Source organism: Bacillus sp. RAR_M1_44, assembly GCF_020165935.1.
Lineage (GTDB): Bacteria > Bacillota > Bacilli > Bacillales > Bacillaceae > Bacillus > Bacillus altitudinis.
The window spans coordinates 142,061-157,674 of the sequence record NZ_JAIUKX010000002.1 but is presented as its reverse complement, the minus strand read 5'-3'; the positions used below and the strand labels follow the sequence as shown (position 1 = coordinate 157,674).

Genomic DNA, 15,614 nt, shown 5'->3' with positions numbered 1-15,614 from the left:
ATGCTGTTTATCGATAACGAGCAACATTATGACCCAATGATTAATTTAGCCATTGAAGAGTATTGCTTAAAATATTTAGATCCAGAAGAAACGTATTTGCTGTTTTACATCAACCAGCCGTCTATTATTATTGGAAAGAACCAAAATACAATAGAAGAAATCAACACAAAATATGTGGAAGACAATGGCATCAAAGTCGTTCGCCGGTTATCTGGCGGTGGTGCGGTTTACCATGACAAAGGAAACTTGAACTTCAGTTTTATTACAAAAGACGATGGGGACAGCTTTCATAACTTTAAAAAATTCACCGAGCCAGTCATCAAAGCGCTTGAAAAGCTTGGCGTCAAAGCGGAATTAAGCGGCAGAAATGACATCATGGCAGATGGGCGTAAAATCTCGGGGAATGCTCAATTTGCTACACGAGGACGTATCTTCAGTCATGGCACCCTATTATTTGATTCAGAAATCGAACATGTTGTCTCGGCATTAAATGTGAAGAAAGAAAAGATCGAATCAAAAGGAATTAAATCCATTAGAAGCAGGGTCGCCAACATTAGTGAACTGATGGATCAAAAAATGACAACAGAAGAATTTAGAAAAATTCTTTTAAGCTATATTTTTGACACGAACGGAGACGTGCCTGAGTATAAGCTGACAGAAAAAGATTGGGAGAAGATTCATGAGATTTCTCGTGATCGATACCAAAAATGGGAATGGAACTACGGCCGTTCACCTAAGTTTAACTTGCAGCACTCTAAGCGTTTTCCAGCTGGATCGATTGATCTTCGATTAGAAGTGAAAAAAGGCATCATTCAAGACTGCAAAATTTTTGGTGACTTCTTCGGTGTAGGAGATATTGCTGATATTGAGAAACGACTCATTGGGCAGCAATATGATCGCAAAACCATTAGTGATGTATTAGAAGACATGGATATGCGCCATTATTTTGGTAACGTATCAAAAGAAGATTTTCTAGATTTGATTTATTAAGCAAGGACAAGCACGGCTAGAGATAGCGGTGCTTTTTCTAATGAAAGGGATGAAAGCGGTTTACATTTGATCTTGTGGATTTTTTCGATTGTCTATTATAATAGAAAGGAGGAATGTTTGGTCATAAAATGAATGGCTATTCATTCATTGATGAAGTATAAGGGGTGGGAGAATGGATTTGATCAAAAATCTTGAGCAGACTGCGATAACCAAGGGAGAGAACGTCGCACTGATCTTTGAAGGGAACAAGTGGACCTATCGAGAACTGATGACAAGTATCGAACGTTTTGCAGATGGTTTAGTGAGCGAAGGGTTTCAAGCGGGAGATCATATCGCGCTGATTTTAGGAAATTCACCGCATTTTGTGATTTCATTTTTTGGTGCATTAAAGGCAGGACTTGTTGTTGTACCTGTCAATCCAACATATACGCCAAGTGAAATCGGCTATATGCTGGTCACTGGTGATGTAAAAGGGATTGTTGCACCGGATCAGCTTCTGCCGATATACGAGCAGGTGTATGAACAGCTTCCAGCGATTGAACGAGTCATTATTTGTGCACAAAATGAATCTGCGTGTAGGTCAAGTTTAAAAGAAGTATCTGATCGTCTTGTTTTCTTCGGAAAGCTTGTGTCTGGAGATGCGCCAGAAGCTGAGCATCCTTCCATACAACCTGACGATACGGCCGTTATTTTATTTACATCTGGCACAACAGGAAAACCAAAAGGGGCAATGCTCACTCATGTTAACCTTTATTCAAATGCAAGAGACATTGCGGAGTACCTATCAATTGATGAGAAGGACAAGGTGATTGCTGCTTTGCCGATGTTCCATGTGTTTTGTTTGACCGTTTGTATGAATGCCCCTTTGATGCATGGAGCGACCATCTATGTCCTGCCGCATTTCAGCCCATCAGAGCTTTTACGAATGATGGGGAAAGAAAAACCAACGCTATTTGTGGGTGTTCCAACCATGTATAACTATTTATACCGCCAGGACGGTCATGAGGAAGCGATGAAGTCGGTGAGGATTTGTATATCAGGCGGTGCGTCCATGCCTGTTGCTTTACTTAACGGTTTTGAAGAAAAGTTCGGTGTCACGGTGCTAGAGGGCTATGGATTATCAGAGGCTTCCCCAGTGACGGCATTCAATCCCCTTGATGGAAAAAGAAAACCAGGCTCGGTCGGCACTGATATTATGAATGTGAAAAATAAGATTGTGAATGAACTTGGAGAGGAAGTTGGACCAAACGAAGTCGGAGAACTGATCGCAAAAGGGCCAAACATTATGAAAGGCTATTATCAAATGCCAGAAGACACAGAGGCGGCCCTGAAAGACGGCTGGCTGTACACAGGAGATTTGGCGAGAAGAGATGAAGACGGATATATTTATATCGTCGATCGAAAAAAAGATATGATTCTCGTTGGCGGGTATAATGTCTATCCAAGAGAAGTAGAAGAAGTGCTTTATCAACATGAAGCTGTAGCAGAAGCCGTTGTCATCGGTGTGCCCGATCCAAACACAGGAGAGGCTGTTGTCTGTTACATTTCCCCTAAGAAACATGCTCACATCAATCAAGAAGACATCATCACACATTGTTCACGCTATTTGGCGAAATATAAGCAGCCCCAAACGATCCATTTCATTGATGATATTCCAAAAAACACGACTGGTAAAATTTTAAGAAGAGCGCTAAAGGATAAGTACCAAGCAGAAACAAGTAAATAAAAAAAGAGTCTCTTCTTATGAAGAGGCTCCTCAGCGTGTAGACAAACCCTCGCATTCTTTGTCAGTCCTGCGCGCTTGGTTCACATTCGCTCCGCGCCTCCTAGACTGCAAAGGTTTTCTATCACGCTGAAAAGAAGACAAGGGGATAAAATCAAGTTCATTTTATCCCTTTGTCTACAATCTAGGGAGTCTCTTATGAAGAGTCTCCTTTTTGAATCGCTTCTTGTACCTGTTTTCGAAAGGAATTTGACTGTTTTTGATTTAATTCATAATAGGTGCCGTCTACTAAAAAAACAACTTGAGAGCGGTTGGTCCATAGCTGAAAAGAAGTGCCATTTGTCCGTCCGAACATGACCTTGGCGATATAATCTGGCTTTTTTACATTCTTTTTGAGATGGTTGCTTGTTTGTTTCCCTTTGTTTAATTGTTCAATTAGATCCTCAGTTGTATCTTTATCATCTATTTCATAAGAAATGGACTGGTTCGTCGGTGAAAGCAATAATTTCTCTGCTCGATTTTCATCGAAGATGTCACTTGTCCGGCTGAACACATAAAAGAAGGTAATCAGTAAAAGCCCAAAGATCACAATTCCTGCAAGGATTTTCTTCATGATGAACCTCCAACTCACTTTTTTATGGTTAGTTTCTCCGATTTTTGAACAGCATAATCATTTTTTTCACTCAAGCTTTTTCAGATAGGGCATGCTATGATGGAGCCACATGAGACAGGTTCTAAACAAAAACGTGCGTGATTACAATAGAGAGAGAAATGGAAAGGAGGCTGACCAGTGCGAGTACGCAAATGGGTAGCTCTTGCAACGGTAGCATACATATTGTACGGTCTTTTTATTTATTCTTACTTATTTCTAATGGGGGATTCATCTGTCCCTGACAGTGTGAAAGGGACAAGTGCAGACCCGCATACATTTATGACAAGCCATGAGCTTGTGATTAGCGGAAGTTACTCGAACATTCGTAACCTGTTGTACTTTATGACAATTCCTTTAGATTGGTATGTCTTTTTCCTTTTGCTCATTTCAGGGTTTTCAAGGAAATTAGCAGATTGGAGCTTGGCAGCAGCTCGTTTTCACCTTTTGAGCAAACTTGTGTATGTGTTTGTGCTGTCACTTTTGACGATGCTGATCACATTGCCGGTCAAGTGGGTGAGCTACCAGTTGTCCTTGCACTACGGTGTTTCAGCACAAAGCACGGCAAGTTGGCTAAAAGACCAAACGCTTGATTTTTGGATTCAATATCCACTGCTTGTTCTATGCGCGATTGTGTTCTTTTGGCTCATTCAAAAGAAAAGGAAATATTGGTGGCTGTATGCTTGGTGTTTAACCGTTCCAGTTACACTGTTTCTCTTCTTTATACAGCCGGTCGTTATTGATCCACTCTACAATGATTTTTACCCATTGAAGGATCATGCGCTTGAGAAAAAGATATTAACTCTTGCAGAGAAAGCACACATTCCAGCAGATCATGTATATGAAGTCAACATGTCAGAGAAAACAAATACGATGAATGCTTACGTCACAGGAATTGGTGAAAATAAGCGTATTGTTTTGTGGGATACGACACTTCAAAAGCTGAAAGACCGTGAAATCTTATTTATCATGGCGCATGAGATGGGACATTACGTGATGAAGCATGTATATATCGGTTTAGCAGGATATTTAGTGTTGTCTCTGGTTGGATTTTTTGCCATTGACCGTCTTTATTTTTCCCTTTACCAAAAAGGCGCTTCTCCATTTCGTCTGAAGGCACCATATGACGTTGCTGCTCTTCCGCTTCTTTTGATCATTGTATCTATGCTGTCATTTGTTGCTTCTCCTTTTACAAATGCTGTGTCAAGACATCAAGAACGTGCAGCTGATGAATATGCTGTGAACTTGACAAAGGATGGAGAGGCGGGGGTGACGTCATTTCAAAAGCTTGCAAAATCAGGGCTTTCCCAAGTCAATCCGCCACTTTTAGTGAAAATATTCCGCTATGGGCACCCGACGATGATGGAGAGAATCATCGATATGGAAAAAGCGGCGAAAAAAGAGGAAACATCGAAAAAGCAATAAATAAAAAATCCGGCTCAGTTCGCCGGATTTTTTTGTCACACTTATTTTAGTTAGAAGCTGCTTGAACGTTAATCAATCCTTTTCCGTAATAGAACGAATTACCAAGCGGTGTTGCCGTATTTTCTAAGCGCTGACGAACCTGAGACGTAGATAGATTCGGATACTTAGAAAGGATAAGCGCTGCTGCTCCTGCTACATGAGGAGATGCCATTGATGTTCCCGTATAAGATGTATATCCACTGCTTGGTACTGTACTTAAAATCGATGTACCAGGTGCAGAAACATCTAATTCAGGACCTGCGCTAGAAGATGAGTTTCTGACATTGTTGCTGTTCACGTTGGCAACAGCAATCGTAGAGTCGTATTTTGCAGGATAGCCTACGGTGCTAGTAGAGCCAGTGGAACCTGAATTCCCTGCTGCGGCAACGACAACCACTCCGCGATTATTCGCTGTGTCTACAGCATTTTTAAGCGCTGTGGAGCCGTTTGGTCCGCCTAAGCTCATATTGATGACATCCATGTTATTGGCAACAGCCCATTCAATACCGCTGATAATCCAGCTGTATTGTCCATCGCCATAACGATCTAACACTTTAACGGCATACAAGGAGGCGCTTGGCGCAACCCCAAGAACACCAATCGTGTTATCAAGGGCAGCAATGGTTCCGGCTACGTGAGTTCCGTGTGATTGAAAGTCTTGTGTGGCATTTGGCTCTGAAGGGACGAAGCTAGCACCGCCTACAACATTTAAGTCAGGGTGTGCGGCGTGGATTCCAGTATCAAGGACAGCTACTTTGACATTAGCACCTTTATAACCTTGAGCGTGTACGGTTGGAGCTTTGATTTGAGGGATACCATAAGGGACGGTTTGTGCATATGCTTCTGCTTTGTGGTCTTCTTCTACATAAGCAATGCTAGGGTCGTGTTCAAGTTTTTTTGCGGCTTGTTCAGACATCTTCACTTGTGCAGCATTAATGAGGCGGTATTGTTTTTCTAATTTCCCACCATTTTGTGTCACTGCTTGTTTCTTAGAGCTGTTTGTGGTGGCAGAAGCTTTAAAGCCAACGATATAGCTTTTTTCACTTTCTGTCTTTGAGGCAGTCTCGGCATTTGCCATCGAGCCTCCAAACCCTGCTGAAAACAGAAGAGGGACAGCCAATAAAACACTTGTCATCACATTTTTCTTTTTCACGCACATTCCACATCCCTTTTTTCTTATTTCAGAATAATCATCCGTAGTCTATAAGAATGATCCGTTTGATTATTCTGTATTTTCAGTTTAATAGAGGTAGGCAAATAAGAGTAGACCTGAATTTTTGTGGAAGTCCTAGCGGAAAATAGGGAATTAAGTCGCTTGGAAATGATGGTAAAATATGTTTATTGTGTGTCTTCAAAGATTTTCTGTTAAAAAGGAATCGTGCTTTTTTTCTCATGATCCATTTGAGGATAAACATTCGATACCCGAAATGTCATAAAATAGGTAGAAAAGGCTATCATCTATTTCGAATTTCGATATAAAAAAATATTATTTTATCATTATTTTTGACATGAAAAAGAACCTGCTATGAAAACAGGTTCTTTAAGAAGGGGCAGATTGTGTTAAATGGCTGACTACGTTGTAATCGTTCACCTTCCATTCACCATCTGTCCATTCCACATAATTTAAGCAGGCATTCTCAAGTCTTGTATCCTTAATACTCAGATGCTCGTCAGCTAGTGAGGTGAGTAAGGCATGGATGGCAGCCCCGTGTGCTACGATGAGTATCCGTTGATCTGGGTAGGTTGTTCTCACTTTTTCGATACCTTCTAGCATTCGATCTTGAAGTGCCGATAGTGGTTCCATATTTGGATACTGTTTATTTGGAAACAGTTTCTGACGTTCCACAAATGACATGCCTTCAGCGTCGCCATAGTCACGTTCAATAAAATCGTCCATGATCACGAGCGGTGCATGTACATGCTGTAAAATCAAATGAGCTGTTTCTTTTGCCCTTGATAGCGGACTGGAAATGACAACATCCCAGTGGGCATCTTTTAAGTAAAGACCGGTTTGTTCCGCTTGCCATTTACCAGTGTCATTTAAAGGGATATCTGTTCGTCCTTGAATTCGTTTTGCTGCATTCCAATCGGTTTCTCCGTGTCTGACTAGGCAAATTGCTGTCAATCAAATCCCGCCTTTTCTATCTTTTCTTCTATTATACTAAAACAGAAGAAGAATGACTGGATCAGTGATTTGTCAGGCTCGTTAAGGACTCGACCGAACTTGCCACTTGGGACACTGTTTGTTTGACTTCTTTCAATTCGTTTAGGAATGTTTGCAAATCTATTTCAATTTTTCCGTTTTGGTTTTTGCTTAAGTTCATGCTGCTGACGATATCATCGAATAGTGAGTTGATTTGGGTCATTTTTTCTTTACTGTCTGTCACAAGTAAATTCACATCAGCAATATGCTGTGACACAATGGAGATTTGTGAATTTGTGTTGTTGACGAGCTCAGATACAGTTGAAACCGTTTTCTTTGTATCCTCTGATAATTTGCGAACCTCGTTTGCAACGACAGCAAAGCCTTTGCCATGTTCACCTGCTCGAGCTGATTCGATTGAAGCGTTTAAAGATAGTAAATTCGTTTGCTCCGCAATACCTGTGACGATCCCAAAAATTTGTTCAATTTGTTTCGCGATTTCTTCTAAGCGTCTAATTTCTGTTTCAATCTTTGTCATACTGCCGTCAATTTGGTTCATTTGCGTCTGCTGAATTTCTAACTCTTTTTTACCGCCAATTGATTTCTCTTCAACTTGTGCTGAAATCATTGTGCCAGCCTGTGACATATCCGCCATCTCATCAGATTTTGATACAAGTTTGTCCACTGCATTTGTTGTGTTTGAGAAGAGAGAAGCAAGTGAATTAGATGTTTCTGTAATTTTTGTATGAAGCTCTTTTTGCTGTAGTTCTGCTTCATCACGAACTTTAGAGTATTCATTTTGGAACGTATCTAGGACAAGCTGCTGCTCTAGATTTAAAATTTTCGTCGTCGCCTTCACTGCCGTCTGATATTCTTTGAAATCTTGGATATGCTGGGCAAATAAATCCATAATGGATAGCAATAGGTCTTGGAAGGCTGCCATATACCATTTAGGTTGAAGCCCAATTCTTAAATGAACTTGTGCAATTTTAATTCTTTTGGCCACATAAGATTCGTCAATCACACCGGCAAACATTTCACTAATATGAATGCGTAGTGTTTTCTTTAGACGCTCGACTGAGCTGTTATCTTGAATGATGTGCATCAAGGAAGACTCGACTTCTAGGTTTTTATAAAATTTATCGACGATATGTTCAATTTCATCTTGAACGATTGGATTCAGCTGTTTCAAGATAAAAAGGTCTTGCTGCGTCAAATCAATCATTTTAATTTGTTTGGCAATGTCCGTATTCTCCGGAAAATTGATTCGTTTTATCCCATCATCCTGCTGTGTGAAAAAAGCAGTGTTTTTCTTTTTACTCTCTTTTTTAAATAACAATGTGTTTGTCCCCCCATGATCATCAAAAATATCAGACTTTATGTTTTTTATCGGATAATATTGGATTTTTTAAAGGGGAAACAGTGAAATTTTACTGTTCTTTATATGACCTTTTTAGTGGTTTTTTCGCCGGACCTTCTACTACTTCTCCCGTAATGGAGAAACGAGACCCGTGACAAGGACAGTCCCACGTGCGGTCACTATTATTCCACGCGACTTCGCAGCCTAAGTGAGTACAGGTTGTATCGACAAGAAAGATATCGCCGTCCTCTGACTTAAAAGCGCCACATTTTTTGTGCTCATAAGATACAATGCCGCCTTCACCCGGTTTTAAATCATCAATTGTTTGATCAGCTCGCTTTAATTTACCGCTGATCAGCTTTGCTGCAACATTGGTGTTTTCTTTGATAAAGTCTTTTACGAATGCGTCTGACACGAGTCTTGATGGAGTAAAGAGGGATTCGTAAGGATTCGATTTTCCTTCGATCAAATCTCCGATCAGTGTCGCTGCTACGTGGCTTGTGGTCATGCCCCATTTTCTAAAGCCTGTTGCCACAAAAATATTCGAATGATGTGATGTCAGGCGGCCAATGTAAGGGATTTGATCCATTGTGACCATATCATGAGTGGACCAGCGGTAAAGGACTTCCGTTATACCAAGGGTGGCTTCACCAAACTTTTCTAGTGCTTCATAGTGTGCGGATTCATCTCCGCCTTGTCCGGTTTTATGACCTTGTCCACCGATGAGCACGACATCTTCTCCATGGAATCTCGCCGTTCTTAATGAATGGGCAGGCTGATCAATTCCTAAGTACATGCCGTCTGGGAGCGGTTTTTTTGTTTTGGCTGCGACGACATAAGATTGCTCAGGATGGATTCGAGTGAAATACAGTCCTTTGCCATCGTAAAAAGGAAAGTGTGAGCATGAAATGATAGAGCGCCCCATCAGATGATGGCCACTTTTTGTGATGACAGCGGGGTGTTTTCCTTCTTTTACATCGACTGCCGTTGTCTGTTCAAATATGCGCACGCCTCGGTCAATGAGCTGATCGATCAGTGCATGAAGATAATGAAGAGGATGAAATTGTGCCTGCTGCGTCATGGCGAGGGCTGCCTTGATGCCAGCATCAAACGGGAGCGCTGTTTTCCATTCGCGATCGATACCGAGCTGTTTATACGCATCTAATTCCTTCTTTAACTTTTTGACGCCGTTTTCTTCTGTTGTATAAAGGTAAGCATCTTTTACCTCAAGCTGACAATCAATGTCATACTCTTTCACACGTGCTTGGATGAGCTCCTTTGCTTTTTCATTTGCTTCTACATATAAACGGGCTTTCGGCATACCAATATGCTGAATCAGCTCATGATAGTAAACATCATGCTGGGAGGTAATTTTCGCTGTCGTATGTCCAGTGGTTCCTTGCAATACTTGATCAGCATCTATGATGATGACATCCAGCCCGCGTTCTATCATCTCAAATGCAGTAGCGATACCTGTAATACCGGCACCGACAATGATGACATCTGCTGTAAGATCTTCGCTGACAGTAGGAAAAGAGGGCTTCTCACTATCAGCTAGCCATAACGACTTTGCTTGTTCCGATCCTTTATGTTCTTGTTCCATGTTGTCGCCTCCAGTCACTTGTTGTGTATAATTTTTCCACAATGCTGAAAATCATACATTTTAATGGAAACAAGAGCGAAATACATAAAAAAATGAGCAACACATAAAAATAAACGAGATAAAAAGGAAGGAGTGGACTGACGTGTCAACAAAGCAGCCAAAGAAAACGTTACCGCCTCAGCATCAGAACGAACGTCCAGGACTTGAATATAAAATGAACCCTAGACCTATCTTTGATCGAGAGGTGCAAGGCAAAAAGCTGACAGGGAAAACGGCGATTGTCACAGGTGGAGACAGCGGGATTGGAAGAGCAGTATCTGTCTTATTTGCGAAAGAAGGAGCCAATGTAGCGGTTGTTTATTTGAATGAACATCGTGATGCGGAAGAAACGAAGGACTATATTGAAAAGATGGGAGGCCGCGTCATTTTAATAGCAGGTGACCTAGGGGATGAAGCTTTTTCAAACGAGGTCGTCAAAAAAACAAAAGATGCTTTCGGTTCGATTGATATTTTGGTCAACAACGCAGGGGAACAGCATCCGCAAAAAAGCATTGAACAGATTACCTCTCACCAGCTTCTTCGAACATTTCAAACGAATATCTTTGCCATGTTCTATTTAACAAAAGCGGTGCTCCCTCATTTAAAGAAAGGAAGCAGTATTATTAATACAGCATCGGTCACTGCTTATAAAGGTCATGAAACCTTAATTGATTATTCATCGACAAAAGGGGCGGTTGTAACGTTTACAAGATCATTATCTCTATCTCTTATCAAACAAGGGATTCGGGTAAATGGGGTAGCGCCTGGACCGATTTGGACACCGCTGATTCCATCCACATTTACGGAAAAGGAAGTGTCTGAATTTGGTGGAGATGTTCCAATGGAGCGGCCTGGTGAGCCAGTAGAGTTAGCGCCGAGTTATTTATTTTTAGCGAGCGAAGACTCTTCTTATATGAATGGACAAATGATTCATGTGAATGGCGGAACCATATTAAATGGATAAAAACAAAAAACTTGCGGTAAAGAGACAAGCTTTTGTCTCTCTGCCGCAAGTAAAATCATCATGATTGATGTAAGCAATGTTCTGCATATTGAGCTGACAGGTCATTAAAACGCTTTTCATCACGCTGATCTAGAGCCTTGTCAATCTCTTCTCTAAGGAAGGTTAAGCGCTGTTTATAAAGCGCCTCATCTAAAACCATTTGAATATAAATGTCTAAAATAGTAACGCCATTCTCTTCGGTTTTTTGGGTGTTGCGGGACTTCATGAGCTCAGCATACGTTTTTTTCTCTTTCATAAAGAATCCCCCCGATGCCTTTTTTATAGTATATGGATTGGCGGAGAAAAAATCAACAAGAATTTATAATTTTTAGACAATTTATTTTTGAGCCATATCGACACCCCTTGTCCAGTCGACAAGATGCGATATATCTTTAAAAATGGCTTTTAGATAGATCGAATGTACTAAAAAATATGATAAAAAGATGATTTTAAATAAATATTGAAAAAATCCTGTCGTTTCTTATACGTTGGTGATAGATTAATAGTATCTAAAATAACCAAAAATTAACACAGGAGGAAATGAAGTGTCAGGAATTAGTGAAACACCATTAGATTCATACGTCATTAATCAAACAACAATGGCGGTCCTTCCGGTTGAAGAAGGAAAACGAGTATATTCAAAAGTGATCGAAAGAGAGACAAGCTTTTACGTTGAATTAAAGCCGCTGCAAATTATAGAACGCAGTTGCAGGTTCTTTGGCTCAAGCTATGCAGGCAGAAAAGCGGGAACATACGAAGTAACAGGAATTTCCCACAAGCCTCCCATCGTGATTGACTCATCCAATCATCTGTATTTCTTCCCAACCTATTCATCCAACCGCCCTCAATGCGGATGGATCTCCCACAAATACATTCATATCTTTCAGGAATCATCCCTCGGAGACACGGTTGTTACTTTTACAAATGAGCAATCGGTCAAACTAGATGTCTCATATAAGTCATTTGAGAGTCAGGTACACCGAACAGCGTATCTTCGAACGAAATTTCAAGATCGACTTGATGGAGGTCTTCCTAAGAAACAAGAATTTATGCTGTATCCAAAGGAACAGCAGCTCAACCTTGTGTATGATTTTATCTTAAGAGAACTTCGTAATCGTTATTAGTGAGAGACCAGCGGCAGACAGCCGCTGGACTGCTTACTCATCGCCATCACTTTTTTGCAGAAAAAACCATTGATTATCGTATAAAAAAATATATAATTTATCTATATCGTATAATTTTTTATACAATGAAAGGGGTCATGGGGATGATGTATGAAGAGCTGGATACGCCGGCACTACTCATTGATAAACGGGTGATGATGGAGAATGTAGCGGCGATGCAGCAATACGCAGACCGTCAGCATGTCAAATTGCGCCCTCATACGAAAACGCATAAAACGCCTGCACTTGCCAAGCTGCAGGAAGAGAAAGGTGCATCTGGCATTACGGTGGCGAAAGTAGGAGAGGCTGAAGTAATGGCAGCCCATGGGCTCAAGGATATTTTTATCGCCAATCAAATTGTAGGTGAGACTAAACTCAAGCGGATTCGCAAACTGGCAGAGTCGATACAGATTTCTTTTGGTATAGATTGTGTTGAGCATGTGAAGCAGATTGAGCAAGTCTTTCGTGAATCAGAGAAAAAAGCGGAGGTTTTAATTGAGATAGAGGTTGGAGAGGGAAGGTCTGGTGTCATTGAAGAACGTGATTTCTGCCACATATTAGAGGCGATTCAAACAAGTGATGCCGTTCATTTAAAGGGGATTTTTTCTCATGATGGTCATACGTATCAAGCGGAAAGTAAAGCACATTGCCGGACATTATACAAGGAGGCTGTAAATCGAACGCTCCGTTTTGCGCAGATTGCAGAAAAAGCTGGTATGCCGATAGAGGTCGTCAGTATTGGATCAACACCGCCATTTTTATTTCAATTTGATATCCCAAAAGGAGTCACAGAAATACGGCCAGGCACATACATCTTGATGGATGCTTCCCAGTCCAATGTAATCGGCACATATTCACATTGTGCAGCATCTGTGCTGACGACGGTCATTAGTAAACCGACAGAGCGCCGGGTGATTACAGATGTAGGGGCCAAGGGGCTGACGGCACAAACACGTACAAAAGGGCTGACGAAAACAGAGGGCTTAGGCAAAGTGAAAGAATATGATGATGTATTTGTTTCAAGCGTATTTGACGAGCATGCCATTATCTATCATGAAGGCTTTCGTCAAAGTGTACAGATCGGTGAGAAGGTGCAAATTATTCCGAATCACATCTGTCCTGCTGTGAATCTTCATGAAAAAGCATACCTCATTCAAGATGATGAAGTGGTAGAAGAGCTGGAGATTGCTTGTAAAGGAAAGCTGCAATAAATTGGTAGGGTCATAAAAGGCGCCGAAAGGGGTCTTTTTTATTTGAGAAAAAATGACGACGATGAAATAGATTGAAACCAAATGTGCCTTTCTCGTCGTCTATTGACTGTATCATCATGAAATGGCAGGGAAATGTGAACCATTAGAAGGATTTTCATTCATTTCCGCATAAATCACAGAAGTGATACATGCGGTCTGTTACAATAAAAACATGTCATTTCTTGCAATGTGTTCGTATGAGGTAAAAGTTGATCATATTTGACCGATATGAACAAATGGGAAAGAGAAATGGGGGCCCTGTATGAAAAAACGATGGCATTTGATGCTGCTATTTACCGTGACAGTGACACTACTCACGGCCTGCAATCAAGCAGGTCAGCCGCCTTCAAAACAAAACACAAAAGAAGCTGCGTATGAACAATGGGTTCAGCGTTATATGGATGAGTTAAATGAAGCATATGAAAACATGACCGATCAATTTATTTCGGATGGACATGGAAAAATTCAAGTAAATGAAAAATTGACAAAAGCGACGAAAGCATTCGACCGTGTCATTCAAAAAGGGCTTACTCATCAAGAAGTGCCAGCTGTGTATCAAAAGGCAGACAAACAATTAAAGACAGGTCTTGCTTCATTTGAAAAAGGAATTAGCAAGGTAGAGCAGCTGTTGAAGCGTCCTGATCAAGAAAAGCTGTTTATGTCAGCAACTCAACATTTTCAAGATGGATTGCAAGAGACAGCCTCTTTCATTGAAGAAGTAGGAAACGTTCAGCAATCCAATGAAAAGCCTGGAAGAGAGACTTCCAGGCTTTTTTAGATGTGCAGTGTTTGCTTTAATCGGCGTACACCTTCTTGAATCATGGCTTCATCCGTACAGGCAAAGCCAAGCAGCAACCCTTTCCTTTTGCTTTCATAACAATAGGGGCTTAATGGATAAATGCCGACACCTGCCGCTTTTGCGGCCTCAATCGTGCCTTGTTCATCAAAGTCTGATGTTCCTTCTAAAAAGACGTGAAGGCCTGTATCGGTTCCATATAAACGGAAGTGTTTGTCAAAGTGATGTGTCAAAAGAGCATCCATCATCGCTGCCTGCCGTTTTTTATACACCTGTCTCATCCGCCTGACATATCGCGTAAACTCTCCTTCTCTGAAAAAAGAGGCAAGAGTGATTTGCTCCATGATCGGCAGCTGTCTTTGAATAAGTGATTGCAGTGCAGCGATTTCTTTGATGACTGCTTTGGAGCCGATGATGGCAGCAAGGCGGATGCCTGGTGCAAGCACCTTGGAAAAACTGACAATATAGATCACATGATCGGGTGCTTCTGAAAATAAAGAAGGAAGCGGTCCGCCATGATAACGATAATCCCCATCAAAATCATCTTCTAATATGTAAGATTGAGCCTTCGCAGCAAACTGCAGCAGCTCCCGTCTTCTATTGACGCTCATACAGACACCGGTTGGCCGCTGATGAGAGGGCGTTACAGCGATCAGCTTTGTACGTTCTGGCAATGTATTCACCATCATTCCTTCTTCATCGACTGGTGCGGGGTAAATATTCATTTCGCGATGTAGAAAGGACAACCTAGCTCCAGGAAAACCAGGATCTTCAACAGCGACTGTATCTCCTTTTTTGAGCATGACTTGTGAAATTAAGTCAATGGCTTGCTGTGTGCCCCCTGTTAACACCATTTGGTCTTCTTCTATATCAATGCCGCGTTCAACCGATAAGTATTGGCGAATTTCTGAACGCACTTCCCATAATCCATGCGGAGAAGAATAGCCCCAATCTTTCATATTTAAGCGCTGTAATGCTTTTAGAAGCGAGCGTTTCCATATGTTTTGAAAATGGTCGTCGATGGCTGGTTCTTGATGGCGGAAATCAATCTCAAGTGTGTCATGAAATTGATTGGCCGAGAGCCAGTGATCCATTTGTTTTTCAGCCTCGTCAAAGTGAGGTCTTATCGGAAGTGCAAAAGGCGGTTCGTTTTGATGTGGGGGAGAAGCAGCATAGTGATTACTTGAAATGACCTTTGTCCCGCCTCTTCTAGAGGTGCTGACATAGCCTCTTGCCAGCAGTTCATCATAGGCAAGCTGTACGGTGGATCGAGATACGTTGAGCTCTTGTGCTAATACTCTTGTCGGAGTCAACTGATCATCAGGATTCAGTGTGTTTGTATGAATTTTTTGAATGATGCCATTGACGATTTGCTGCCAGAGCGGGGTAGGGCTGGAACGGTCTAAATGAATGTACACAGTGCACCTTCTT

The 15,614-nt window shown here is 41.4% G+C and carries 14 protein-coding genes and 1 pseudogene; 7 read left to right on the top strand and 8 right to left on the bottom strand.

Features of this window, described 5'->3' with window-relative positions:
• Both lplJ and LCD34_RS14300 read left to right on the top strand, forming a co-directional pair.
• Positions 1 to 990 carry a lipoate--protein ligase LplJ gene (lplJ, locus tag LCD34_RS14305; protein ID WP_035392513.1) on the top strand — a complete coding sequence of 330 codons (990 nt, stop codon included), beginning with the start codon at positions 1 to 3 and terminating at the stop codon, positions 988 to 990.
• Between the two features lie 172 nt (positions 991 to 1,162).
• Positions 1,163 to 2,716, top strand: coding sequence for a fatty acid--CoA ligase family protein (locus tag LCD34_RS14300; protein ID WP_224559608.1), 1,554 nt, complete (start codon positions 1,163 to 1,165; stop codon positions 2,714 to 2,716).
• A gap of 193 nt (positions 2,717 to 2,909) precedes the next feature.
• Here the strand turns inward: LCD34_RS14300 and LCD34_RS14295 are convergent, their stop codons facing one another.
• Positions 2,910 to 3,326, bottom strand: coding sequence for a sporulation protein (locus LCD34_RS14295; protein WP_113747670.1), 417 nt, complete (start codon positions 3,324 to 3,326; stop codon positions 2,910 to 2,912).
• Positions 3,327 to 3,503: 177 nt separating this feature from the next.
• Here LCD34_RS14295 and LCD34_RS14290 point away from each other — a divergent pair, with 177 nt between their 5' ends.
• Positions 3,504 to 4,787 (top strand): M48 family metallopeptidase, encoded by a 1,284-nt coding sequence (locus LCD34_RS14290; RefSeq protein WP_113747669.1) that lies wholly within the window; start codon positions 3,504 to 3,506, stop codon positions 4,785 to 4,787.
• A gap of 46 nt (positions 4,788 to 4,833) precedes the next feature.
• On the opposite strand, the gene LCD34_RS14285 is transcribed toward LCD34_RS14290, so the two are convergent.
• From LCD34_RS14285 to LCD34_RS14270, 5 genes and pseudogenes are all read right to left on the bottom strand, one after another.
• Positions 4,834 to 5,979 (bottom strand): serine alkaline protease SapB, encoded by a 1,146-nt coding sequence (locus LCD34_RS14285; protein WP_181566839.1) that lies wholly within the window; start codon positions 5,977 to 5,979, stop codon positions 4,834 to 4,836.
• A gap of 387 nt (positions 5,980 to 6,366) precedes the next feature.
• On the bottom strand, positions 6,367 to 6,951 hold the full coding sequence (locus LCD34_RS14280) for a histidine phosphatase family protein (RefSeq protein ID WP_113747667.1): 585 nt from the start codon (positions 6,949 to 6,951) through the stop codon (positions 6,367 to 6,369).
• Between the two features lie 61 nt (positions 6,952 to 7,012).
• Positions 7,013 to 7,507: a methyl-accepting chemotaxis protein gene (locus LCD34_RS19735; RefSeq protein WP_411910440.1), complete on the bottom strand. Its 495-nt coding sequence runs from the start codon at positions 7,505 to 7,507 to the stop codon at positions 7,013 to 7,015.
• A gap of 261 nt (positions 7,508 to 7,768) precedes the next feature.
• Positions 7,769 to 8,308 (bottom strand): annotated as a pseudogene (locus LCD34_RS19730) (protoglobin family protein); the annotation flags it as partial.
• Positions 8,309 to 8,399: 91 nt separating this feature from the next.
• On the bottom strand, positions 8,400 to 9,932 hold the full coding sequence (locus LCD34_RS14270; RefSeq protein WP_224559604.1) for an FAD-dependent oxidoreductase: 1,533 nt from the start codon (positions 9,930 to 9,932) through the stop codon (positions 8,400 to 8,402).
• Between the two features lie 142 nt (positions 9,933 to 10,074).
• Here LCD34_RS14270 and LCD34_RS14265 point away from each other — a divergent pair, with 142 nt between their 5' ends.
• Positions 10,075 to 10,935, top strand: coding sequence for an SDR family oxidoreductase (locus LCD34_RS14265; protein WP_224559602.1), 861 nt, complete (start codon positions 10,075 to 10,077; stop codon positions 10,933 to 10,935).
• Positions 10,936 to 10,993: 58 nt separating this feature from the next.
• On the opposite strand, the gene LCD34_RS14260 is transcribed toward LCD34_RS14265, so the two are convergent.
• On the bottom strand, positions 10,994 to 11,230 hold the full coding sequence (locus tag LCD34_RS14260) for an IDEAL domain-containing protein (RefSeq protein ID WP_008348804.1): 237 nt from the start codon (positions 11,228 to 11,230) through the stop codon (positions 10,994 to 10,996).
• A gap of 289 nt (positions 11,231 to 11,519) precedes the next feature.
• On the opposite strand from LCD34_RS14260, the gene LCD34_RS14255 reads away from it, so the two are divergent.
• From LCD34_RS14255 to LCD34_RS14245, 3 genes are all read left to right on the top strand, one after another.
• On the top strand, positions 11,520 to 12,098 hold the full coding sequence (locus tag LCD34_RS14255; RefSeq protein WP_017366958.1) for a competence protein ComK: 579 nt from the start codon (positions 11,520 to 11,522) through the stop codon (positions 12,096 to 12,098).
• A 143-nt stretch (positions 12,099 to 12,241) separates the two neighbouring features.
• Positions 12,242 to 13,348: a D-TA family PLP-dependent enzyme gene (locus LCD34_RS14250; protein ID WP_224559601.1), complete on the top strand. Its 1,107-nt coding sequence runs from the start codon at positions 12,242 to 12,244 to the stop codon at positions 13,346 to 13,348.
• A 301-nt stretch (positions 13,349 to 13,649) separates the two neighbouring features.
• Positions 13,650 to 14,165, top strand: coding sequence for a hypothetical protein (locus tag LCD34_RS14245; protein WP_224559599.1), 516 nt, complete (start codon positions 13,650 to 13,652; stop codon positions 14,163 to 14,165).
• Here LCD34_RS14245 and LCD34_RS14240 read toward each other — a convergent pair.
• Positions 14,162 to 15,601: a PLP-dependent aminotransferase family protein gene (locus LCD34_RS14240; protein WP_224559598.1), complete on the bottom strand. Its 1,440-nt coding sequence runs from the start codon at positions 15,599 to 15,601 to the stop codon at positions 14,162 to 14,164. The two genes, LCD34_RS14245 and LCD34_RS14240, sit on opposite strands and share 4 nt — an antisense overlap.
• Positions 15,602 to 15,614: the final 13 nt, after the last annotated feature.